The 22235-nt window shown below is 67.2% G+C and carries 20 protein-coding genes, 1 pseudogene and 1 riboswitch; of the genes and pseudogenes, 3 read left to right on the top strand and 18 right to left on the bottom strand.

Annotated features, from left to right (window positions below):
• Positions 1–120: 120 nt before the first annotated feature.
• The 4 genes from glyS to CRO50_RS10545 all read right to left on the bottom strand — a co-directional run bounded on the left by glyS (position 121) and on the right by CRO50_RS10545 (position 4872).
• Positions 121–2187, bottom strand: coding sequence for a glycine--tRNA ligase subunit beta (glyS, locus tag CRO50_RS10560; RefSeq protein WP_416061079.1), 2067 nt, complete (start codon positions 2185–2187; stop codon positions 121–123).
• Between the two features lie 169 nt (positions 2188–2356).
• Positions 2357–3220, bottom strand: a complete 864-nt coding sequence (locus CRO50_RS10555) for a DUF1206 domain-containing protein (RefSeq protein WP_097145848.1) — start codon at positions 3218–3220, stop codon at positions 2357–2359.
• Positions 3221–3406: 186 nt separating this feature from the next.
• Complete coding sequence (locus tag CRO50_RS10550; protein WP_097145847.1) at positions 3407–3928, bottom strand: DUF6446 family protein; 522 nt, start codon at positions 3926–3928, stop codon at positions 3407–3409.
• Complete coding sequence (locus CRO50_RS10545; protein WP_097145846.1) at positions 3928–4872, bottom strand: glycine--tRNA ligase subunit alpha; 945 nt, start codon at positions 4870–4872, stop codon at positions 3928–3930. Before CRO50_RS10545 ends, CRO50_RS10550 begins: the two co-directional genes overlap by 1 nt.
• 258 nt (positions 4873–5130) lie before the next feature.
• Between CRO50_RS10545 and CRO50_RS10540 the strand changes: the two genes are divergently transcribed.
• Positions 5131–6903, top strand: a complete 1773-nt coding sequence (locus CRO50_RS10540; RefSeq protein WP_097145845.1) for a trypsin-like peptidase domain-containing protein — start codon at positions 5131–5133, stop codon at positions 6901–6903.
• 149 nt (positions 6904–7052) lie between these two features.
• Here the strand turns inward: CRO50_RS10540 and cysG are convergent, their stop codons facing one another.
• The 14 genes and pseudogenes from cysG to metZ all read right to left on the bottom strand — a co-directional run bounded on the left by cysG (position 7053) and on the right by metZ (position 20131).
• The gene (gene cysG, locus CRO50_RS10535) at positions 7053–8435 is read right to left on the bottom strand and encodes a siroheme synthase CysG (RefSeq protein ID WP_218844982.1); all 1383 of its coding nucleotides are present in this window, start codon (positions 8433–8435) and stop codon (positions 7053–7055) included.
• Between the two features lie 166 nt (positions 8436–8601).
• Positions 8602–10050, bottom strand: a complete 1449-nt coding sequence (locus CRO50_RS10530) for a TrkH family potassium uptake protein (RefSeq protein WP_097145925.1) — start codon at positions 10048–10050, stop codon at positions 8602–8604.
• 38 nt (positions 10051–10088) lie between these two features.
• Complete coding sequence (gene ureG / locus CRO50_RS10525; RefSeq protein WP_097145843.1) at positions 10089–10715, bottom strand: urease accessory protein UreG; 627 nt, start codon at positions 10713–10715, stop codon at positions 10089–10091.
• 31 nt (positions 10716–10746) lie between these two features.
• A complete protein-coding gene (locus CRO50_RS10520; protein WP_097145842.1) occupies positions 10747–11388 on the bottom strand; it encodes an urease accessory protein UreF in 642 nt (213 codons plus the stop codon).
• A 221-nt stretch (positions 11389–11609) separates the two neighbouring features.
• Positions 11610–12134 (bottom strand): annotated as a pseudogene (locus CRO50_RS10515) (urease accessory protein UreE); the annotation flags it as partial.
• An 87-nt stretch (positions 12135–12221) separates the two neighbouring features.
• A complete protein-coding gene (locus CRO50_RS10510) occupies positions 12222–12443 on the bottom strand; it encodes a DUF1127 domain-containing protein (protein ID WP_097145840.1) in 222 nt (73 codons plus the stop codon).
• Positions 12444–12730: 287 nt separating this feature from the next.
• Positions 12731–13348, bottom strand: coding sequence for a hypothetical protein (locus CRO50_RS10505; RefSeq protein ID WP_097145839.1), 618 nt, complete (start codon positions 13346–13348; stop codon positions 12731–12733).
• Entirely contained in the window at positions 13348–15096 is a 1749-nt protein-coding gene (ureC, locus tag CRO50_RS10500; protein WP_097145838.1) for an urease subunit alpha, read from the bottom strand. The genes CRO50_RS10505 and ureC overlap by 1 nt, the downstream gene beginning before the upstream one ends.
• 36 nt (positions 15097–15132) lie before the next feature.
• Positions 15133–15873, bottom strand: a complete 741-nt coding sequence (locus CRO50_RS20110) for a transcriptional regulator (RefSeq protein ID WP_157791686.1) — start codon at positions 15871–15873, stop codon at positions 15133–15135.
• Positions 15874–15964: 91 nt separating this feature from the next.
• A complete protein-coding gene (locus tag CRO50_RS10490) occupies positions 15965–16270 on the bottom strand; it encodes an urease subunit beta (protein WP_097145837.1) in 306 nt (101 codons plus the stop codon).
• 137 nt (positions 16271–16407) lie between these two features.
• Positions 16408–16710 (bottom strand): urease subunit gamma, encoded by a 303-nt coding sequence (locus CRO50_RS10485; RefSeq protein ID WP_097145836.1) that lies wholly within the window; start codon positions 16708–16710, stop codon positions 16408–16410.
• A gap of 3 nt (positions 16711–16713) precedes the next feature.
• A complete protein-coding gene (locus CRO50_RS10480) occupies positions 16714–17511 on the bottom strand; it encodes an urease accessory protein UreD (protein ID WP_232617667.1) in 798 nt (265 codons plus the stop codon).
• 174 nt (positions 17512–17685) lie between these two features.
• Positions 17686–18780 (bottom strand): GTP cyclohydrolase FolE2, encoded by a 1095-nt coding sequence (folE2, locus tag CRO50_RS10475; protein WP_097145835.1) that lies wholly within the window; start codon positions 18778–18780, stop codon positions 17686–17688.
• Positions 18781–18949: 169 nt separating this feature from the next.
• Positions 18950–20131, bottom strand: a complete 1182-nt coding sequence (gene metZ, locus CRO50_RS10470; protein WP_097145834.1) for an O-succinylhomoserine sulfhydrylase — start codon at positions 20129–20131, stop codon at positions 18950–18952.
• Positions 20132–20198: 67 nt separating this feature from the next.
• Positions 20199–20276, bottom strand: a riboswitch (SAM riboswitch).
• Between the two features lie 286 nt (positions 20277–20562).
• On the opposite strand from metZ, the gene CRO50_RS10465 reads away from it, so the two are divergent.
• Both CRO50_RS10465 and CRO50_RS10460 read left to right on the top strand, forming a co-directional pair.
• Positions 20563–21354 carry a DUF726 domain-containing protein gene (locus CRO50_RS10465; RefSeq protein ID WP_157791685.1) on the top strand — a complete coding sequence of 264 codons (792 nt, stop codon included), beginning with the start codon at positions 20563–20565 and terminating at the stop codon, positions 21352–21354.
• A gap of 21 nt (positions 21355–21375) precedes the next feature.
• Entirely contained in the window at positions 21376–22077 is a 702-nt protein-coding gene (locus CRO50_RS10460) for a glutathione S-transferase N-terminal domain-containing protein (protein ID WP_097145832.1), read from the top strand.
• Positions 22078–22235: the final 158 nt, after the last annotated feature.

Raw genomic sequence — 22235 nt, 5'->3', positions numbered from 1 at the left:
TTCAGCCTGGTGATGCACGGGGCGTGGCGCGAAGATGGAAAGGGCGCGCCGCATGGCACGCCCTTCATCATCGTCAGGCCCTAAATCCAGCCAGCGAAGGTCGCCGCCGGTGTCGGGCGATCAGGCCTCGATCCGGGTCAGGTCGGCGACCTGCAGCACGGTCGAGCGGATGGTCGACAGCAGGTTCAGGCGGTTGCGGCGCACGACCTCGTTGTCGGTATTGACCTGCACGGCCTCGAAGAAGGCGTCGATGGGCGCGCGCAGGGTGGCCAGCGTCGCCATGGCAGCGGCGAAATCCTCGGCCTTGTTGGCGGCGTCGAGCTTCGGCTTGGCGGCCTCCAGCGCGTTGAACAGGGCCACCTCTTCCTGGGCTTCGGCGAATTTCGGATCGGCGCCGAACTCGTAGGAGACGCCGTCCTTCTCTTCTTCCTTGGTCAGGATGTTGTTGGCCCGCTTGAAGCCCTGCACCAGGTTGGCGCCGTCCTCGGTGCCCAGCACCTCGGAAAGCGCACGGGCGCGGGCTACCATCGAGACCAGGTCGTCATTGCCCGGCATCGCCAGACAGGCGTCGATCACGTCATGGCGGACGCCTTCATCGCGCAGGTGGACCTTGAGGCGGTCGTGGAAGAAGGAGAGGAGGTCGGCGGCGGCGCTCGCTTGCACTTGTTCAAAGGACAGCGGCTCAGTCGAAGTTACCGAAACGGTGCGCCCAACGAAAGCACTTGTGAACACCCGCAGAAGAGGCAGATCAACGGCATGCTCCAGCAGGATACGGATCACGCCCAGAGCCGCACGGCGCAGCGCAAACGGATCTTTTGAGCCCGTCGGCTTCTCGTCAATCGCCCAGAAGCCGGTCAGCATGTCCAGTTTGTCGGCCAGCGCCACGGTGGCCGAGACCTTGGCCGCGGGCACGTCGTCGGTCGGGCCGAGGGGCGAGTAATGCTCTTCGCAGGCGGCGGCCACTTCGGGGGCGAAGCCGGCGGCCTCGGCGTAGTAGCGGCCCATCAGGCCCTGCAGCTCGGGGAATTCGTAGACCATTTCCGAGGAAAGGTCGGCCTTGGCGATGCGGGCGGCCTCGGCGGCCAGTTCGGCGTCGGCGCCAAGGGCCGGGGCGATCTCGGCGGCCAAGGCCGCGATCCGTTCGATCCGCTCGGCCTGGCTGCCCAGCCAGGCATGGAAGGTGACATTGGCCAGCTGGTCGCGCCAGGGCTGCATCTTCTCTTGCTTGGCGATGCGCAGGTCGTTTTCCCAGAAGAACTTGGCGTCCGACAGGCGCGCCGAAAGCACCTTCTGGTTGCCGGCGAGGATCGTGGCGCCGTTGTCCTTGGTCTCGCGGTTGGCGACGGTGACGAAGCGCTCGATGCGGCCGGTCTTCGGGTTCTTCACAGAGAAGAACTTCTGGTGTTCTTTCATCGAGGTCTGAAGAACCTCGGGCGGCAGCTCGAGGAACTCGGCGCCGATCTCGCCCATCAGGACCACGGGCCATTCGACGAGGCCCGCGACCTCGGCCAGCAGGCCCTTGTCCTCGACCAGTTCAAGGCCAGAGGCGAAGGCCTGGTTGGAGGCATCCTGCCAGATCGCATCGGCGCGCTCGGTGGCGCCCAGCACCACGAAGCGGCGCTTCAGCTCGGTCTGGTACTGGTCGAAGTCGCGCACCTGGAAGCGGCCCGGCGCCATGAAGCGGTGGCCCTCGGTGCTGTCGCCGGCCTTGATGCCGTCGATATCCAGCGGGACGATAGCCGCGCCCTCTTCATCGGAGAGGATGCAGAGGATCGAATGCAGCGGACGCACCCAGCGCAGGCTGCCCGCGCCCCAGCGCATAGACTTGGGCCAGGGGAAGTTGCGGATGATCTTTTCCAGCTCTTCGGCGACGATCTCGGCAGCCGGTCGGCCCGGCTTCTCGATCACGGCGAAGAAGACGCGGCCCTTCTTCTCGTCGCGCTCTTCCAGCTGGTCGCGGGTCAGGCCGGCCCCACGCAGGAAGCCCTCGATGGCCTTCTCGGGCGCATCGACACGGGGGCCCTTGCGCTCTTCCCGCACCATGGGGCTTTCGGCCAGCAGGCCATGCACGGTCAGGCACAGCCGGCGGGGCGTGTGGAAGGCAGAGGCACCGGCATAGGTCAGACCGGCCTCGACCAGCGCGTCGGTCATGCGTTTCTTCAGGTCTTCCGCGGCCCGCGCCTGCATGCGCGCGGGAATTTCCTCGGAAAAGAGTTCGATCAGCAGATCGGGCATGTCGGTTCCATCCAGGCAGCGTGGGGCGCCGCGAAGGGCGCGTTGCCGCAGGGAATAGCGAAGGGGGCCGGGAGCGTCCAGAGAGGGCGGGGAAATTCCCCGTTCCGCAGCCTGCCTGCCCCTAGCCCAGACGGGCCGCCGCGCGCCGACCTTCGCGCTTGGCCCGCTGGGCCAGGGTGGTGCCGTCATCACCCGCCCGCGCCGGCACGATGCGATAGCGCGCCTCGACGAAGCAGTAGACGGCGAAGCCCAGCAGGCCGATCGCCAGCACCCCAAGCAGGACCTGCCCGAAGGGCTGGGCGCGGACCGCCTCGAAGGCCTGGGTCATGCCCTGCGCCTCCGAGGCGTCAGAGGTCCAGCCGGCATAGGCCAGGAAGCCACCGATCAGCGCGATCACCACGCCATGGGCGATCAGACCGGCCTTCACCACCGGGTCCAGCTTCTCGCTGGTGGCGGTGGCGCGCATGTGATCCTTGTACTTCTCCTTCAGCGCCTTCACGGCGTAGTAGCCACCGGCACCGATGGTCACGACGCCCACGACGATAACCAGCCACTTGCCCATCGGCTGTTGCAGCAGCCAGGAGGCCAGCGTCGTGGTCCCCTCTCCGCCGCTGCCGCTGGCGGAGCCAAGGGCGAGGCGCGCCGCAGTGATCGCAAGACCGGCGGCGACGGCGCCCGAAATGGTCTGGCCGAGCCGGGCCACGATCCCTTCGGCATCCGTGCCGCGCCGTTCCAGGTCCATCCCCGCGCAGATCAGGCGCCACAGCGCATAGGCCAGCAAGCCCAAGGCCATTGCGCCCAGCATCAGGTCACCGAAGGGCTGCCCCTTCAGCTGGGCCAGGGCGGTGGAGGTGCTGCCGGCCTGCCCGCCGGTCAGGGCGGCAGAAAGGACGAGGCCTCCGAGCAGGATGTAGGTGACACCGCGAGCACCGTAGCCAAAGCGCATCAGGGGGACGACCCAGGCGGGCGCACGGGATTGGGACATGGGTCGGCTCCTCACGGTGTTGTGTTACAGAGCCAATGCAAAGCGAGCTGCCCAGGTTCCTTCCGCGCCCCGGATAAGGGCACCGGATGCCGCCAGAGGCGCGAGGGGCCGGAACGCAAAAGGCCGCGCGGGGCGCGGCCTGTCGTCATGTGTTCGGAGCCGTCAAGCCGCGTGACGGGCGCGGCCTTATTGCCGGGCGACGCCCTCGGGCACCGGGGGGCAGCCCTCGGGGGCCGGGTGGCCGTCGAAGACCTCTTCGCCGCAGCGATTGATCTGGTGCCAGACCCAGCCGCGCCCGTCGCTGTCGATGGCGAGGACACGGTCGATGCCATAGGTCACATCTCGCTGCGAGAGATAGGCCGTGGCCCGGCCCTCCTCCAGCGCGGCGCCGATCTCGCCCGCGTCGTAGCAGTCGAACCAGCGCGGCCCCTGCAGGGGCTCGGCCTCGGGATAGGGCTCGAAGGCCGCGAGCGCGTCCGTGTCGAGGTCAGTCGTGAAACAGGCCCGGTAGCGGATCGGCGAGGAATTGGCGTCGATGGCCGCGATGCCCTCGGCGGGCAGCTCCTGCAGCGCGCCCTCCAGGTCCGTCACGATGATCCGCTCTTCCGAGAGGGTCTCGTAATAGGCGTATTCCTGCAGGTAGTAGATCGAGCCCCCCGCCACGACGGCTGTGAGCAGCAGGGCGACGATCAGGATGCGACCCAGCATCAGGCCGCGCTCTCGGGCGTCCAGCCCCCGGCCTCGGTCTGCACGAAGGCATCGGCGCATTGCTTGGCCAGGGCCCGCACGCGGCCGATATAGGCCTGACGCTCGGTGACCGAGATCACCCCGCGCGCATCCAGCAGGTTGAACAGATGGCTGGCCTTGATGCATTGATCATAGGCCGGGTGCGCCATGACGATGCGCTTGCCGGTCTTCGGGTCGACATGCTCCTGCGCCAGGATCGCCTGGCATTCGGCCTCGGCCTCCTCGAAATGCTTGAGCAGCACCTCGGTGTTGGCCACGTCGAAGTTCCAGCGGGAATATTCCTGCTCGGTCTGGCGGAAGACGTCACCGTACTTCAGCGCGATCGGAGCCTGGGGATCGTTGTAGGGCATGTCCATCACGTGGTCGATGCCAAGGACATACATGGCCAGGCGCTCCAGCCCGTAGGTCAGCTCGCCCGAGACCGGGTGGCAATCATGGCCGCCGACCTGCTGGAAGTAGGTGAACTGGCTGACTTCCATGCCGTCGCACCAAACTTCCCAGCCAAGGCCCCAGGCGCCCAGGGTCGGGCTTTCCCAGTCGTCCTCGACGAAGCGGATGTCGTGCAGCTCCATGTCGATCCCGATGGCTTCGAGCGAGCCCAGGTAAAGCGCCTGCAGATCCGGCGGGCTGGGTTTGATCAGCACCTGGTACTGGTAGTAGTGCTGCAGCCGGTTCGGGTTCTCGCCGTAGCGGCCATCGGTGGGGCGGCGCGAGGGTTGCACGTAGGCTGCGGCCCAGGGCTTGGAGCCCAGAGAGCGCAGCGTGGTGGCCGGGTGGAAGGTGCCAGCACCGACCTCCATGTCATAGGGTTGCATCACCGCGCAGCCCTTGGCGGCCCAATAGGCCTGCAGCCGCAGGATGATCTCCTGGAAGGAGCGGGGTTTCTCGATGCGGGTCTCGGACATGGATATCCCTTTCGCAGCCGGCGGGGCAGAGCGCCTGCCCCACGTCAGGGGCCTGATTACGGGCGGCGGCGGGAAGGGTCAATGGGCTAGCCCGGAGCTCTCCGCCGCGCCGCGATTTCCGTCCCCGCTCCCCCCTGCCCTGTTGCAAGGGAAGCCCGCCCCGCGGCGGCTCTGGTGTCCCGGTGTTCAAAGCTCTTGCCCGCCCCCCTGCGAAACCGGCTAGAACGGGGTGTGAAAGAGTTGACGGAAAGGCATTTCATGACCCGGTACCTACTTGCGCCATTGCTGGCGCTCAGCCTGATCCTGGGGCTCACCCTGACCACGCTGCCGCAGCGCGCCGCCGCCCAGCAGGCAGGCGAGGTCTATGTCCAGATCCAGGCACTGCCCAACCTGGCCGATGCCCGGCAGGCGATCTCCTACTACGAAGGCTACCTCTCGGATGTGAAGGGCTTCTCGCTTGGCAACGGCTTCTACGCCATCGCGCTTGGCCCCTACACCCGTGGCGACGCCGGCCAGGTGCTGCGCGTGCTGCGCGCCGAGGGCCGCATTCCCCCGGACAGCTACATTGCCTATCCCTCGTGGTTCGCAGAACAGATCTATCCGCCGGGCGCCGCGCCTGCGGCACCGCCCGCGCCCGCCGGCACTGCCGAGGCCACGCCCAAGGCCGCGCCGGAGGTGGCAGAGCTGCCCGCCCTGCCCGATGAAAGCCCCGCCGAAGCCCGGCGCAGCGAAGCCCAGCTCAGCCGCGCCGAGCGCGACCAGCTGCAGATCGCCCTCGACTGGGCCGGTGTCTACAATGGCGCCATCGACGGCGCCTTCGGACGCGGCACCCGCTCCGCCATGGCCGCCTGGCAGCGCAACAACGGCCATGAGCCCAGTGGCGTGCTGACGACCGCCCAACGGGCCGAGCTCCTGGGGCAGTACAATGCCATCCTCGACGGGCTGGGCCTGGCCTCGCGCAGCGACGCCCGCGCCGGCATCCGCATGGACATGCCCCTCGGCGTGGTGGACTTCGACCGCTACCAGGCCCCCTTCGCCTTCTACACCCCCAGCGGAGAGCTTGACGCCCAGCTGATCCTGATCAGCCAGGAAGGCGACCAGGAGACGCTCTTCGGCCTCTACGACATCCTGCAGACCCTGCAGATCGTACCCGAGGACGGCCCCCGCCAGCGCAACTCCGACAGCTTCCGCATCGAGGGGCGCTCGTCGCGCGTGGTGACCCATGCCGAGGCCAGCCTGGAAGGCGGAGAGATCAAGGGCTTCGTCCTGGTCTGGCCTGCGGGCGACAGCCAGCGCCGTACGCGCCTGCTTGAGCAGATGCAGGCCAGCTTCACCCGCACGCCGGGCGTGCTGCCCCACGACGCGGGCGCCGGTGCCGAGCAGAGCGTCGACCTGGTCTCGGGCCTGGAGATCCGCAAGCCGCTGAAGGGCCGCTCCGGGGTCTATGTGGCAGAGGATGGTGCCGTGCTGACGCTGGCCTCTGCCGTGTCGGGCTGCGGCCGGGTCACCGTGGGCTCGGGCCTCGACGATGGCGCGCCGATGAAGATCGCCGCCACCGACCCCGCCACCGGCCTGGCCCTGCTGCGCCCGGTCGAAGCCTCGGCCCCCATGGCCGTGGCCCGGATCGCCACGATGAGCCCGCGCATCTCGAGCGAGATCGTGCTGGCGGGCTATTCCTATGAAGGCCTTCTGGGCGCGCCCAGCGTCAGCTGGGGCACCCTGGCCGATGTGCGCGGCCTTTCGGGCGAAGAGGGGATCTCGCGGCTCGACATCGCCACCCTGCCCGGCGATGCGGGCGGTCCGGTCTTCGACAGCACCGGCGCGCTGGTCGGGCTGCTGACGGCCCCCGAGGACAGCAACCGGCAACTGCCCGAAGGCGTGGCCTTCGCCGTGGCCCCGCTGAGCCTTGCCGAGATGCTGACCGGCTCCGGTGTCTCCCCGGTCGCGGCCTCCGGCAGCGCCCCGCTGACCCCGAACGCCCTGACCCGCCACGCCCAGGAAGTCACGGTGCTGGTGCAGTGCTGGGAGTGAAATCCGGTTCGGCCACTTAGGGGCCGACAAACGCTCCGGGGGAGCGTTTGAGGATTTCACGGGCGGAGCCCCACTCGTGGGAGATCACAGTCGGAGCCCCTCCCCCACGATAGAACAAAGCGCCCCCTCGGGGGCGCTTTTCCTTTGGGTCAGGCGACAGTGGTCAGGGTCGTGGCCCTGGCGGCTTCGGGCTTGCCGTGCCGCACCAGTAGCACCGCCGGGTTGCCAATGCCCTCGCGCTCCAGGGCCTCTGGCAGCTCCTTCAACGAGGTGACAAGCCGGCGCTCGGCGGTGCTGGAGGCCTCGGCGACCACCTCGACGCAGGTATCCTCGGGCACGCCCGCCGCCATCAGCTCTGCCGCGATGACCGGGGCCCGTGCCACCCCCATGTAGATGCAGAGCGTCGTGCCTGCGCGCGCCAGCGGTGCCCAATCGGGCACCGGGTCGCCCGGACGGCAGGTGCCGGTGACCAGCACGCAGGCATCGCTCTGGCCGCGCTCGGTCAGCGGATGGCCCAGCGAGGCCGCCGCCGCCGAAGCCGCGGTGATGCCCGGCACGATCTCGACCGGCACGCCCGCCGCGCGGGCTGCCGTCAGTTCCTCGGTGGCGCGTCCGAAGATCGAGGGGTCGCCGGACTTCAGCCGCACCACCCGCAGCCCCTTGCTGGCCTCGGCGACGATCAGGGCGTCGATCTTTTCCTGCGGCCAGGACGACGCGCCGACCTCCTTGCCGACGAAGACCCTGTCCGCATCGCGGCGCGCCAGTTCCAGCACCTCGGGATCGACCAGCCGGTCGTAGAAGATCACATCGGCCTCCTGAAGGTGGCGCACCGCGCGCAGGGTCAGCAGATCGCGCGCACCGGGGCCGGCACCGACCAGGGCGATGCGGCCGCGTCCCTCGGGGGCCGCACCGGCCGCGATGGCCTCTTTCAGCATCTCGGCCGCCGCGCGCTCGCGCCCGGCGCGATGCGCATCAAAGGCCGGGCCGTTGAAGGCCCATTCCCAGAACTTGCGCCGCATCCCGTCCGGGAAGGCCTCGGCCACCGCGCCGCGCAGCCGCCCGGCCAGGGCGGCAAAGGCCCCGAGGCGCGGGTCGAGCATGGTTTCGACCTCGGTCTTGATGGCGCGGCCCAGCACCGGGGCCGCGCCCTCGGTGCCGATGGCCACCACCACCGGGTCACGGTCGACGATGGAGGGGGTGAAGGCGTCGCATTTCTCGGGCCGGTCGACGATGTTGACCACCGCCCCCGCCGCGCGCGCCTGTGCCGCCAGGGCCTCTTCCTCGGCCTCGTCGCCGGTGGCGATGAAGGTCAGGATGCAGTTGCGGAAGGTCCCGGGCGTGGCCTCAAGCTGATGCGCGGCCCGTCCCGAGGCCACGAGGCCCTCCAGCTCGGGGTCGAGCTCGGGCGCCACCAACAGGATCTCGGCCTCGGTCTTCAGCACCAGCCGAGCCTTGCGCGCCGCCTCTGCGCCGCCGCCGCAGATCACGACACGCCGCCCGGCCATCTTCAGGAACATGGGGAAATTCTTCATCTCTCGAACTCCAGCAAAACGGAAAAGGGCGACCATTCCGTGACACGCGTCACGGATGGGCATCCCTGCCAATTTTCCCGACCTGTGGGAGAGAGCCGCAGCGCCATTGCCGCGTATCAGGGTCAGAATGCCCCGACCAGCGGCCAAAATCAAGAAAATCTGCCGTTCAGGCGCGCCAGAACCGCAATGTGAGCATGGCGTAGACAACCATCAGCTCAAGCCGGCCACAGAGCATGCCGACGATCAGAATCCACTTGGCGGTATCGTTGAGCGGCCCGAAGTAGCCCGCCGGCCCGATGATATCGCCCAGGCCCGGACCGATGTTGGCCAGCGCCGTGGCCGCGCCCGAGAGCGAGGTGACAAAGTCGAGCCCGGTCAGCGCCAGCGCCACCGAGAAGACCCCCACCGAGACCGTGAAGAAGACGAAGAAGGACATCACCGAGGCCAGCACGTCCTCGTCCAGCTTCTTGCCGTCGTAACGCGGCCAGAAGACCCCGTGTGGCGAGTGGATGCGCTTGATCTGCGCCTTGATCGAGGCAATCAGGATCTGGTAGCGGAAGATCTTCACCGAGCAGGCGGTCGAGCCCGCACAGCCGCCGATCAGGCCGATGAAGAAGAACATCGTGATCAGCAGCGGGCCCCAGGCCATGTAGTCCACCGAGGCATAGCCGGTGCCGGACATGATCGAGACGATGTTGAAGAGGCTCTCGCGCACAGCCTGCTCCCAGTGGTGCGGGAAGATCGACAGCAGCACGAAGGCCGAGACCGCCACCAGCACCGCGATGGTGCCGATGAAGCCCTTCACCTGCACGTCGCGGAACAGGGCCACGCGATTACCGTTCAGCATCTGCACGTAGCGCACGAAGGGCAGCGCGGCGGCGATCATGTAGAAGCTGGCGGCATATTCCATTGGCCCCTGGAAGGCGCCGAAGGAGGCATCCGAGGTCGAGAAACCCCCCGTGGACAGCGTGGTCAGCGCATGCACCGTGGCGTTGAACGGGTCCATTCCCAGCAACAGGTAGGTCAGCATGCAGGCCACGGTCAGCCCGACGTAGATCACCGAGATCTGCCCGGCGATGGCCGAGGCGCGGGGCAGGATCTTGCCCATGGTCTCGAAGGCTTCCGAGCGAAAGACCTGCATGCCGCCGACGCGCAGCTCGGGCAGGAAGACCATGGCCACGACAATGATGCCGATGCCGCCCAGCCATTGCAGGATGCCCCGCCACAGCAACAGGCCGCGTGGCAGCGCCTCGAGCCCGCTGAACACGGTGGAGCCGGTGGTGGTCATCCCCGACATGGCCTCGAAATAGGCGTCGGTGAAGCTGGCATCGGTGGCGCCCATGATGAAGGGAATGCAGCCGAAGAGCGGCAGCATGGCCCAGAGCCCGGTGGTCAGGATGAAGGTCTGTTGCAGCGTCAGCCCCTCGCGGGCGCCGCTCTGGCAGGCCAGCGAGGTCAGGGCCCCCACGGTGAAGGTGACCAGGAAGCTCTCGAAGAACACCGGCCAGTGGCCGTTGCCGTCGGCGACATCGACCGCCAGCGGCACCAGCATTGTCAGGCCCAGCACCGCAACCAGCATGCCCACGACATAGCCGATCGGGCGAAAGTCGATCAGGGCAAGGCTTTGCCCCCGCGGCATGTCGGAAAACAGGCTCATGCAGGCACGGCGAGGCCACCGATCTCTTCCAGCAGGGTCAGGATCTGGTCCAGCCCCTCGCCGGTCTTGAGATTGGTGAAGACGAAGGGCCGGCCGCTGCGCTGCGCGGTGGCGTCGCGCTCCATGACCTTCAGGTCGGCGCCCACGTAGGGCGCCAGGTCGGTCTTGTTGATCACCAGGATATCCGAGCGGGTCACGGCGGGGCCGCCCTTGCGGGGGATCTCTTCACCGGCCGCCACGTCGATCACGTAGATGGTCACATCCGCCAGCTCGGGCGAGAAGGTGGCAGACAGGTTGTCGCCGCCCGATTCGACGAAGACCACGTCGAGATCCGGGAAGGCCCGGTTCAGCTCGTCGATGGCCGCCAGGTTGATCGAGGCATCCTCGCGGATCGCGGTATGGGGACAGCCGCCGGTCTCGACGCCACGGATGCGGTCCGAGGAAAGCGCCTGCATGCGCACCAGCGCCTCGGCATCCTCCTGCGTGTAGATATCATTGGTCACCACGGCGACCGAGAGCTTGTCACGCAGCGCCCGGCACAGGGCGGCGGTCAGAGAGGTCTTGCCGGCGCCGACCGGGCCACCGAGGCCGATCCGCAGGGGGCCATGGGGAGAGCTGCTCATCTTGCTACCTTTTCAGTCATTTCGTCCCCGCTCAGGAGCGGAACAATCGGGTTGGCAGGATCTCCTGCCGCATCGCCGCAATGTCGGACATTACAGCACAAGAGCCTAGCGCGTCGAGATCACCCGGCAGCGCCTCGGCGGCCAGCCTCTCGGCCAGCGGTTCCAGTGCGGTCAGCAGGCGTTGCCCGTCGGTCTGGCCAAGTGGCACCAGCCGGATCGCCGCCGAGGTCAGCGCCGAGGCGAAGGCCATGAGATAGAGGCGCAGGGTCAGCTCGAGCGGCAGCTCCATCAGCCGCGCCGCGCGCCCGAGCGCCACCGGATAGGGCATGGCGGGCAGCTCCAACCCATGGACCTCGGCGGTGGTGCGGGCGAAGGCCGCGCCCTGGGCCTCGGTCTCGAGCCGCCGGTTGGCCGAGGGCGCCAGGGCCGAGGCCAGGGTGGCGATCTCTTCCAGCGCCGGGGGGTCGGCGTGGTAGGCGGCGGCCAGCAGGATCGCATCGTTGCGACCGGCCCCTTCTTCCAGGATGTCGGTGATCCAGTCCTGCGTCTCGGCCCGTCCGGTCAGCCGGCCTTCGGCCACCGCCGCCTCGATGCCATGCGAATAGGCGAAGCTGCCCACCGGATAGGCCGGGGACAGCCAGCGATGCAGGATCAGGGCCGGGTCGGTGCTCACGGGTCGCGCCGCTCATCGGTCGGGGCCTTCGGCGCACCATCGTCAGTATCCTCGGCGCGCGCGCTGGCATCGTCGTGGGAGGAATGGTGATGCAGATGGCCGTGGGAATGCCCATGGGAATGATCGTGGGAATGCCCATGACCGTGCGAATGCCCGTGGTCATGGGTGTGATCGTGCGAATGCGCGTGACCGTGATCGTGCGAATGCGCGTGGCCATGATCGTGCGAATGATCATGGGAATGGCTGTGCGCATGGCCCGAGCCATCGTGCAGCGTCGCGCCGTGTTCATGGGAATGGGTGCGCCCGTGGCCATAGGCTCCGCCTTCGGGCAGGAAGGGCGCGGTCACCTCTTCCACACCCGCGCCGAGGTGACGCAGCATCTCGGCGATGACCTTGTCGGTGCGGATGAAGAGCGCCGCGGCCTCGATCTGGCAGGGGGTATGGCGGTTGCCGATATGCCAGGCCAGGCGCGGCAGGTCGGGCCCCGTCACCTTCAGAAGTGGTTCGGGGGCCGCGCGGATGCCGATCAGGCGTCCGTCCTCAAGCTGCAGGGCATCGCCCTCGTCCAGCGAGATGGTCTGTGCAAGATCGGCCAGAATGCGCGCGCCGCCGTCGGTCTGAAGACCCTTCCGGCGGAAGAAACGCGCATCGTAGTCGAGCGTCACGGTGTCGGCGATCTCGCCGTCACCCAGCTCGTGGGATCTGAGGGCTGAAAGGGCTCTCGTCACTTGGGTGCGCTCAGACATGGCACACCTCGGCTACCGTGGAACATTCCCGTTCAGCCGCCCTGCCCCGCGCCGGAGCCGCTTGCGCGTCTCCGGATCGCGTGGGGGTCAGACGTAGAACAGGTCGCGGAAAACGTAGGCCGGGATCTCTTCGCGGGAGATGCCCAGCTTGGCCAGCTCGGCGTCCGACTTGGACTGCAGGGCTGCGATCTGCTCGGAGCGGGTGCGGCGCTCCATGTAGGCCACCAGGCCGGCCGAGATGGAGGCCATCAGGGCAGAGAACTTTGCCGAGAAGCCGGCGGCGGGAATGTTGCTGGTAACGGAAGCCATGAGAAACCTCATACTCGTGTGTTGTTGTTTGCGTTGCTTGACATTGACAATAGGTCAGCATGTGCACCCTTACCATTTTCAATCCTTCATTACCGCCATGCGCCTGCTGCAACGCAGAAAGCGTTGTTTTCAAGGTCCATGCAGAGCCCCCTTGCGCAGAGCGCATAGCTTTTTGCCGAAACTTGCTGCGCTGCGGCAGGACCCGAGAGCCCCATTCCCCTGCGCTGCAAGGCTTAAATCGCCGTGCGGACGACTTTGTGATCACAAGACTTGTCAAAGACATCGCCTCAGTTCCCCCATTCCGCCAGCAGGTCCGGGTAGGTGGTCATGCGCTCCGAGAACGCCACCCCCTCGCCCACGCCCGACTCGCGAGAGGAATCGGGGAAGCTGACGCCGAGCACCGGGATGTAGAACATCGGCAGCACCTGGGTGCCATAGACCTCGGAGGAGGTTTCGATGTCGTAGGGCACCACCAGGTAGCTGCAATCGCCGATCCGGCGCTCGCGCTCTGTGCCGAAGGTATAGCTGTGGGTCTCGACCAGAGAGACATCCCCCTGCGCCACCACCGCCTCGATCTGCCAGTTCACGCCCGGCGCGGGCTCGGGAAAGCCCGTCTGAGGCACCGGGTAGTGATAGGAGATCGTCAGCGCCTCCTCGGTCATCACCGAGGTCAGCGACAGCGGATAGGCCCCCTTGATCAGCAGGTACTGCTTGGTCAGCCCGTATTCGCCCAGCTCGAAATAGCTCGACAGGAAAGAAGAGGTGCCCATGGCGACCTGGATCGCCTCTTCCTCTCCGAGGGTCGAGATATAGACGATGCCCCTGGAGATATCGTCGGAGACGGGGCAGCGGGCCGCCACCCCGGTGGGCAGCAGCAGCACCGCAAGGATCAGGAGGGGTCGCATCAGAACAGGAAGTAGCGCTGTGCCATGGGCAGGACTTCCGCCGGTTCGCAGGTCAGAAGCTCGCCATCGGCGCGGACCTCGTAGGTCTCGGGGTGCACCTCGACATGGGGCGTGGCCGAGTTCAGGCGCAGGTCCTTCTTGCCGATCTGGCGGGTGTTGAGCACCGCGATGGTTTCCTTCTCGAGGCCCAGCTTGTCGGCGATCCCCTCGGCCTGCGCGGCGGCAGAGACGAAGGTGACGGCGGAATTGGTCACCGCCTTGCCGAACGCACCGAACATCGGACGGGTGTAGACCGGCTGCGGCGTCGGGATCGAGGCATTGGGGTCGCCCATCTGGGCCGCCACGATAGAGCCGCCGATCAGCACCATCTCGGGCTTCACGCCGAAGAAGGCGGTGTTCCAGAGCACCAGGTCGGCGCGCTTGCCCTCTTCGATGCTGCCCACCTGGTGGCTCAGACCATGGGCGATGGCGGGGTTGATCGTGTACTTGGCGATATAACGGCGTACGCGGAAGTTGTCGTTCTCGCCGGTCTCTTCGGCCAGCCGTCCGCGCTGCTTCTTCATCTTGTCGGCGGTCTGCCAGGTGCGGATCAGCACCTCGCCCACCCGGCCCATGGCCTGGCTGTCCGACGCGATGATCGAGAAGGCCCCCATGTCGTGCAGGATATCCTCGGCCGCGATGGTCTCGCGGCGGATACGGCTTTCGGCGAAGGCCACGTCCTCGGGGATCGCCTTGTCGAGGTGGTGGCAGACCATGAGCATGTCGAGATGCTCATCAATGGTGTTCTTGGTGAAGGGCCGCGTGGGGTTGGTCGAACTGGGCAGCACATGCTCTTCGCCGCAGATCTTGATGATGTCGGGGGCGTGACCACCGCCCGCGCCTTCGGTGTGGAAGGCGTGGATCGTGCGGCCTTTCATCGCCTTCACCGTGTTCTCGACGAAGCCCGATTCATTCAGCGTGTCGGTGTGGATCATCACCTGCACGTCCATCGCATCGGCCACCGACAGGCAGCAGTCGATGGCGCCGGGGGTGGTCCCCCAGTCCTCGTGCAGCTTCAGGCAGGAGGCCCCGGCCTTCACCTGCTCTTCCAGCGCGGCCGGCAGCGAGGCATTGCCCTTGCCGGCGAAGGCCAGGTTCATCGGAAAGGCCTCGGCGGCCTGCAGCATGCGGCCCAGGTGCCAGGGGCCGGGGGTAACCGTGGTGGCCAGCGTGCCATGGGCGGGGCCGGTGCCGCCGCCGATCATCGTGGTCAGGCCCGAATGCAGCGCATCCTCGATCTGCTGCGGGCAGATGAAGTGGATATGGCTGTCGATACCACCGGCGGTGAGGATCTTGCCCTCGCCCGCGATGACCTCGGTGCCGGGGCCGACGATGATGTCGACGCCGGGCTGGGTGTCGGGGTTGCCCGCCTTGCCGATCTTGGCGATGCGCCCGTCCTTCAGGCCCACGTCCGCCTTGTAGATCCCCGTCCAGTCGACGATCAGCGCATTGGTGATCACCGTATCCACGGCACCTGCCGCGCGGGTCGCCTGGGACTGGCCCATGCCGTCGCGGATCACCTTGCCGCCACCGAACTTCACCTCTTCACCGTAGCGCGGGCCATTGCCCCCGCTCTCGAGCGCCGCACGTTCGGCGGTCAGGTCACGCTCGACCTCGATGATCAGATCGGTATCGGCAAGGCGCACGCGGTCGCCGGTGGTGGGGCCGAACATCGCGGCATAGTCGGCGCGGGAGATCTGGGTGGGCATTCTGGGCTCCTGACTTGGGCGGAGAGGGGACGAGCGTCAGCTCTTGTCCTCGGGCTTTTCGGGCATCGCGGGCGGCGGCGAGGGCTTGCGCGGCCGCTTGGCCGGGCTTGCCGCTGTCGCAGCCGGGGGTTCACTGGGCTTTGCCGCAACCTTGCGCGCGCGCTTGGGCTTCGAGGCGCTGCGTCTGGCCGGAGCCTTGGCGGGCGCCTTGGCGGGCGTCTCGGGTGCCGTTTTGGCAGCGGGCGCGGCCTTCCTGGCAGCGGGCTTCGTCCTGGCCCGCTTGGCAGGCGCTGGCTTGTTGGCCGCGGGCGCGGGCTCTGCCGCCTTCGCAACCGGCGCGGGCTTCGGGGCAGGCTCTGCGGTCTTGGCCGTGGGCTCGGGCTTCGCGGCGGGCTCCGCGGCCTTGGCAGCGGGTTCGGGCTTCGGGGCGGGCTCCGCTGCCTTTGCGACTGGCGCAGGCTTCGGGGCGGGCTCTGCCGTCTTGGCGACAGGCTCGGGCTTTGCGACAGGCGCGGGCTTTGCAACAGGCTCTGCGGTCTTGGCGGCAGGCGCAGGCTTCGCGGCAGGTTCCGCCACCTTCCTGGCGGTCTTCGCAGGCGCTTTCGGCGCCGCCGGGGTGGGCTTGGGTGCCGGCGCGAGCTCTCCGGCCTCCTGCCAGAGCGAATGCACCAGCGCATGGCTGAAACGCATCTGCCACTCCGTCAGCCGCGCGGCGCCGAAGGCCAGGCTTTGAATGAAGCTGGCCTGGCGGATCATGATCTGGGTCGTGTCCATCATCGGGTCTTCCCTTTCTCGTTCATGTCACCTGCGCCCGAAGGCCGCCTTTGCCTGCCTCGCGGGGGGCGGCTCTGCGCCCCTCCGCCTCTGGTCACAGCGTCCCCATGACCTTCTGATTGAAACCATAGATCTCGCGGGCGCCGCCGATCGGGATCAGCTGCACGTCGCGGCGCTGGCCCGGCTCGAAACGCACGGCGGTGCCGGCGGCGATGTCCAGGCGCATGCCCATGGCCGTTGCGCGGTCGAAGTCCAGCGCCTCGTTGGCCTCGGCGAAATGGTAGTGGCTGCCGACCTGCACCGGGCGGTCGCCGGTATTGGCCACCATCAGCGAGATCGACTCGCTGCCCGAGTTCAGCTCAAGGCTGCCCTCGGCGGGGAAGACTTCTCCGGGGATCATCGGCGGGCCTCCCAGGGGGCGCGACGGGGCGGGGCCGCGCGCACGGGGATCGGCGCAGGCTGCGCCTTGGGTCCGAAGAGGGCCAGCAGTTTGTCGAGAAAGCTCATTTGCTTGCGTCCCTTTCTTGAAGCGTTGGTTTAACGGATCGGGTTGTGGACAGTGACCAGCTTGGTGCCATCCGGGAAGGTGGCTTCGACCTGGACCTCGTGGATCATCTCGGGCACGCCCTCCATGCATTGTTCGGCCGTGATGACCTGGGCTCCGGCCTCCATCATGTCAGCCACCGAGCGACCGTCGCGGGCGCCCTCGACCACCGCGTCGGTGATCAGCGCGATCGCCTCGGGGTAGTTCAGCTTGACGCCGCGGGCCAAGCGCTTGCGCGCCACTTCAGCGGCCATGGCGATCAGGAGTTTGTCTTTTTCACGAGGGGTTAGCTGCATGTCTTAAAGCGTCCACGTCCTTGGAATGTCCTGCCCCGAAAGCAGGGTCAGCGCCGGGATGAGTCGCCGGCGCAGCCCGTAGCCATCCTCGGCGAGGATGCGGGCAAAGAGAAGGTCTTCCGACACCAGGCTGGCGCCGCCCAGCGGGCCAAGCGCCTCGCGCAGCGGTCCGAGCATCGCCTCGGCACCGGGAGCGGCAAAGATCACCGAGGCCAGGGCGCGACAGCCCCCGGCCACACCGGATTTCGCCAGCTGCGCGTCGATATCGCCGGAAAGGCGGAAATTGTCAGCGAAAGTCAATTTACCTGCGCGCGAAACGCGCCAGCTATCGCTCAGCGTACCGGAATTCACAAATTCGCCCATGGCCAGCCGCCCCGCCACGAGGGGCTCCACGGCCAGGAAACGGGCGTCTGCGGCCAGGTCGACGCGGAACTCCCGCGCCACCCTTGCGCCATCGAAGAGTATGGTTTCCTGCGGCAGCCAGTCCAGCCTCGCGCCCTCGCGGACACTCAGGTCGATGGACATGCGCCCGGTCTCGTCCGGCTGGGCGCGGTACAGCCGCTCGGCCGCCTGCGAGGTGACCATGAGCGCCGCGCCCGCCTCGGCCTCGGCCTCGATGCGGAAGCGGTCACCGCCGGTTACGCCGCCGGAGGTATTGAGGAAAACAGCGTTGAGGATGCCATGTCGGGACGCCGGGAAAAGCGCCTTGAGCGACCCCGCCTGGTGCAGCCGGCCGATCCTGGCACCGGGGCGGGCGGAAACACGCAAGACCCCGCGCGAACGCGGCTGGCGCTGTGCCACAGGGCCCTCCTCCGGGCGCAGGTCCTTAACCTCGGCGTTGATAGCATGTCCCTCCAGTCGACAGGCAGATTAACAAGCGGTGACCCGAGTGTAAGCCTATTCAAATGGCCAAGCCAAAGCCTGCCGCATAACACGCCAAAGCGCCCAAGGATTGGGCAACCTTTGGTGCAGCGATCAGCCGACCTTGTGCAGGGTGGTGAAGAAACGCGGGTCCAGGCTGTGGCTGGCGAAGGTCTCGCCCTTGGTCAGCACCGAAACGGCATCATGGGAATGCAGGCTTTCCTGGTGGCTGGCCGCGACGCGGAAGTCACCGATCCGGGGATCGTTTTCCAGCTCTTCACAGAAGAGCCGCGCCGCATCTTCGACGAAGATCGGATTGGCGGCGTTAAGCTCTGCAAACGCCTGTTCATCTTCGCGCTTGACCATGACCTGGGTCTCGGTCGGCACCGCGCGGCGGGCCATGTCGATCAGGTCTTCAAACCACAGGCACTGCCCCGGCACCGGCGCTTCCTGCACCGAGATCCGCGCCACCGAGCGCTGCGAATGCGGGGTGGCCAGTTGGCCACGCTCGCGGCGGGCATGCTCGGACAGTTCCAGCGAACAGGGGCAGGTCGAGGAATAGACATAGTCGAGGTGGATGAAGCGCTTGCGCTCTCCGCCCTCTTCGACAACTTCCAGCGCCAGGTCGTAATACTGGTACCCCACCAGGCCGGAGCGCAGGCTCTCGCGCTTCACCGGGTAGGAGAAGCGCATCATGATCCGCGCATCCAGGCTGCCGAGATCCGACTTGTAGTCTTCAAGCGCAGCCTCGATCGCCTCAAAGGAGAAGCGCTTTTCGGAATGGCCGTAGAAGCTCCGCATGATGCGGGACATGTTGATGCCCTTCTTCTCGGCTTCGAGGCTGACCGTGCCGGTCACCGAAGCTTCGAGAGTGCGGTCCCCGCCATCACGGCTGTGGAAGCTGATCGGCAGGCGGAAATTCGAGATACCGACGTGCTGAATGCGGGCATGGGCACCGCGAATCAGGCTGGACGGGCCGTTCTGCAGATCCGGCATCGTGCTGCGATAGTTGGAACCTGCTTTGAAATCAGCAGGATACTCATCCGACAGCTGCGGGTAGTCCGTCTGGCCAGGCAGAAGACGCGCGATGGCGGGGTCCAGTGCCGCGATCTCGGAATCAGAGGCTTTGGCAGCCCAATCCCGCAACAAGGCAAGCGCGTCACGCGCCTCGTCAGTCTTCGGCTTCAGCTCATTCGGGTGGACATTCATCGCCACAGTCTCCACGTCGCCCCGTTCATGGGTACGCCCACAGCTTAGTCGGCTTTGACACGGATTTCCATCTGAACGTGCACCTCGCTCAACTAAAGATAATCAGTGATTAAGAAATCCGGCGGCTGGATACGGCGTCGAATGGTGCGAAACGCCGTATCCGTTGGGCTCATGCGCCGGCCAGCGCGGCGGTCCAATCGGCGACCAGATCCTCGGGATCTTCCAGCCCGACAGAGATCCGCACCAGCCCGCGGGTGATACCCAGCGACTGGCGCTGCTCTTCGGTGAGGCTGGAGTGAGTTGTCGTCGCCGGGTGGGTGAGAATCGACTTCGCATCGCCGAGGTTGTTCGAGATCACGCCGATATTGACCGCGTTGAGGAAGTTGAACGCCGCCTCCTGGCCGCCGGCCAGGTCGATCGAGATCACGGTGCCGCCCTTGCCGGTCTGCCGCTTCACCAGGTCGTGCTGCGCATGAGAGCTATGGCCGGGGTAGATCATCCGCGCCAGTTTCTCGTGGCCGTGAAGGGCCTCGGCGATCTTCTCGGCCGCCTCGGTCTGGGCGCGCACGCGCAGGTCGATGGTTTCCAGCCCCTTCAGCATCAGCCAGGCGTTGAACGGCGACAGCGCCGCGCCGGTGTGCTTGGAGTAGTTGAAGAAATCCCCCGAGATGAACTCCTTGCTGCCCAGCACGACGCCGCCGAGCGCCCGGCCCTGGCCGTCGATATGCTTGGTGGCGGAATAGACCACCACGTCGGCGCCCAGCTCGATGGAGCGGGAATAGACCGGCGTCGCAAAGACATTGTCGACCACCACCAGCGCGCCGACCGCATGGGCCATCTCCGAGACCGCGGCGATGTCGATGACCTCGAGCGTCGGGTTCGAGGTGCTCTCGAAGAAGACCAGCGCGGTGTCGGGGCGGATGGCCGCCTTCCACTGCTCAAGGTCGGTGCCGTCGACCAGGGTCAGCTCGACCCCGTAGCGCACCAGCACCTTTTCCAGGATGTAGAGGCAGGAGCCGAAGAGCGCCCGCGCCGCGACCACGTGGTCACCCGCCTTGAGCGAGGCCATCAGAGCGTTGTTCACCGCCGCCATGCCGGAGGCCGTGGCAAAAGCCGCCTCGGCGCCTTCCAGCTGCGCGATCCGGTCCTCGAACATGGCCACCGTGGGGTTGCCGTAGCGGGCGTAGATAAACTCGTCCGGGCCGGTCTCCTCGAAGCGGGCCTGGGCCTGTTCGGCGCTGTCGTAGACGAAGCCCTGCGTCATGAAGATCGCTTCCGAGACCTCGTTGTACTGCGAGCGGCGAGTGCCGCCATGAACCAGCTTGGTGCGGGGTTTGAATTCTTCGGTCATCTTCCATCTCCCGGCCACGGGGGCTGCGCGGCCAACAAAAAAGCCCCAGACGCGGTCAAGCGAAAGGGGCTTCCCTAACTCGACCTCTTTAGCGGGATGTTTAACGTGGCCCGCAATCCGGTAACAAAGCGCCACGGTTCCGCCTTACGCCCGGTCGCCCTGCAGGTCAAGATTCAGATCGCGTCACGGCCTTGTTACCCTGTATTCACGGCTCTTTTGCACCGTCATGTCACGATCCCCGCAGAGGTGAGCAAAGGGCTGTCACCATGGCCTTGATCAGGATCGACGCAATCGGCGACCAGCCTTTTGCGCAGGGGAAAACGATGCCCGTCGCGGCAGAACTGGAGCGGGGTCTCGCCCGGTCCGGCGCCTTCCCCTCCCCCCGCGGCAGCGGCCCCTCCCCTTCCCCGAGGCCCGCCCCGGTCATCATCATGGTGCATGGTTACCGCTTCCAGCCCGGAGACCCCGTGCATTGCCCCCATAGCCACATCCTGTCGGATCATGATGCCCATCCCTGCCGCAAGGCCGTCAGCTGGCCGCGTGGCCTCGGGATCGGGGCAGACCGGCTGGGGCTGGCCTTCGGGTGGCCGGCGCGCGGCTCGATCTGGCAGGCCCATCGGCAGGCCGATGCGGCCGGACGGGCGCTAGCGCAGGTGATCACCCTGATCCGCCAGATCGACCCGCAGCGCGAGATCCACGCGATCGGCCATTCCCTGGGTGCGCGGGTGCTGCTCTCGGCGCTGTCCGCGCTCGGTGCCCCGGCACTTGGCCAGGTGCTGCTGCTGGCGGGGGCCGATCACGTCAGCCACCTGGAGGCCGCGCGGGCCAGCCCCGCCGGGCGCAGCGCCCGGTTGCTGCATGTGACGAGCCGTGAGAACCTGCTCTATGACCTGTTGCTGGCCGGGCTCGTCGGCGGCAAGGGTGCGGGCGACCGGGTGCTGGGCCGCGCGGTCCATCCCGCGCTGCCGCAACTGAGGCTGGACGATCCGCAGCACCTGGCAGGGCTTGCCGCCATGGGGTTTGCTCTGGGCCGACCCGAGCGGCGCATCTGCCACTGGTCCAGCTACCTGCGCCCCGGGGCCTTCCCGCTTTACCATGCGCTGACCGGCCCGCGCGGTGCCGCGCTTCACGCCGAAGTGACCCGCATCGCCGCCAAACGCCCCGCCCCTGTCCGCGGCGGTTTGAGCCTGCCCTTGCCATGGGGGGCGAATGCGTCATCATGACCGCCGAACACGGAGGACACCATGACCGCACCCATCGAGCTTTACTACTGGCCCACCCCCAACGGATGGAAGGTCTCCATCGCGCTGGAAGAAATGGGCCTGCCCTACAACCTGAACCTCGTGAACATCGGCAAGGGCGAGCAGTTCGAGCCTGACTTCCTGAAGATCTCGCCCAACAACCGCATGCCCGCGATCATCGACCCCGAAGGCCCGGACGGCGCGCCGATCTCGATCTTCGAGTCGGGGGCCATCCTGCAGTACCTGGCGCGCAAGACCGGCCAGTTCTGCGGCCCCACCCAGCGCGACCGCATCGCGGTGGACCAGTGGCTGATGTGGCAGATGGGCGGCCTGGGCCCGATGGCCGGCCAGGCGCATCACTTCCTGAAATACGCCCCGCAGATGGATCCGCCGCAAGAGCTGCCCTACGCCCAGGACCGCTACCGCAACGAGGTCGGCCGCCTGCACCGGGTGCTGGACACCCAGCTGGGGCAGACCGAATACGTGGCGGGCGACTTCTTCTCGATCGCCGACATGGCGATCTGGCCCTGGGCGATCCTCTGGGAAGGCCAGCAGCAGGACATCTCGGACAAGCCGAACCTGAAGCGCTGGCTGGACCTGGTGGGCGAACGCCCCGCCGTGCAGGCCGGCAAGGCCGTCGCCGCCGAGAACCGCGGTGGCATCCAGACCAAGGAAGAGCAGAAGATCCTCTTCGGCCAGAAGTAAGGCGGCAAACGGGGCACCGGCGCACAACGCGCCGGTTTCCCACACAGGCCTTGCGCGCTGATGAACAGAGCCGCGCATTGTCTTGTGCATCTTCCGGGCCTAGCTAGGCGTCAAATCGGCGAAGGCCGGGCCCGGCCTCCGCCGGGTCGCCTGTCGCA

The sequence above is a fragment of the Pseudooceanicola antarcticus genome, assembly GCF_900215355.1.
Lineage (GTDB): Bacteria > Pseudomonadota > Alphaproteobacteria > Rhodobacterales > Rhodobacteraceae > Pseudooceanicola > Pseudooceanicola antarcticus.
The sequence above is the reverse complement of the archived record's forward strand: the minus strand, read 5'-3'. Positions and strand labels throughout refer to the sequence as shown.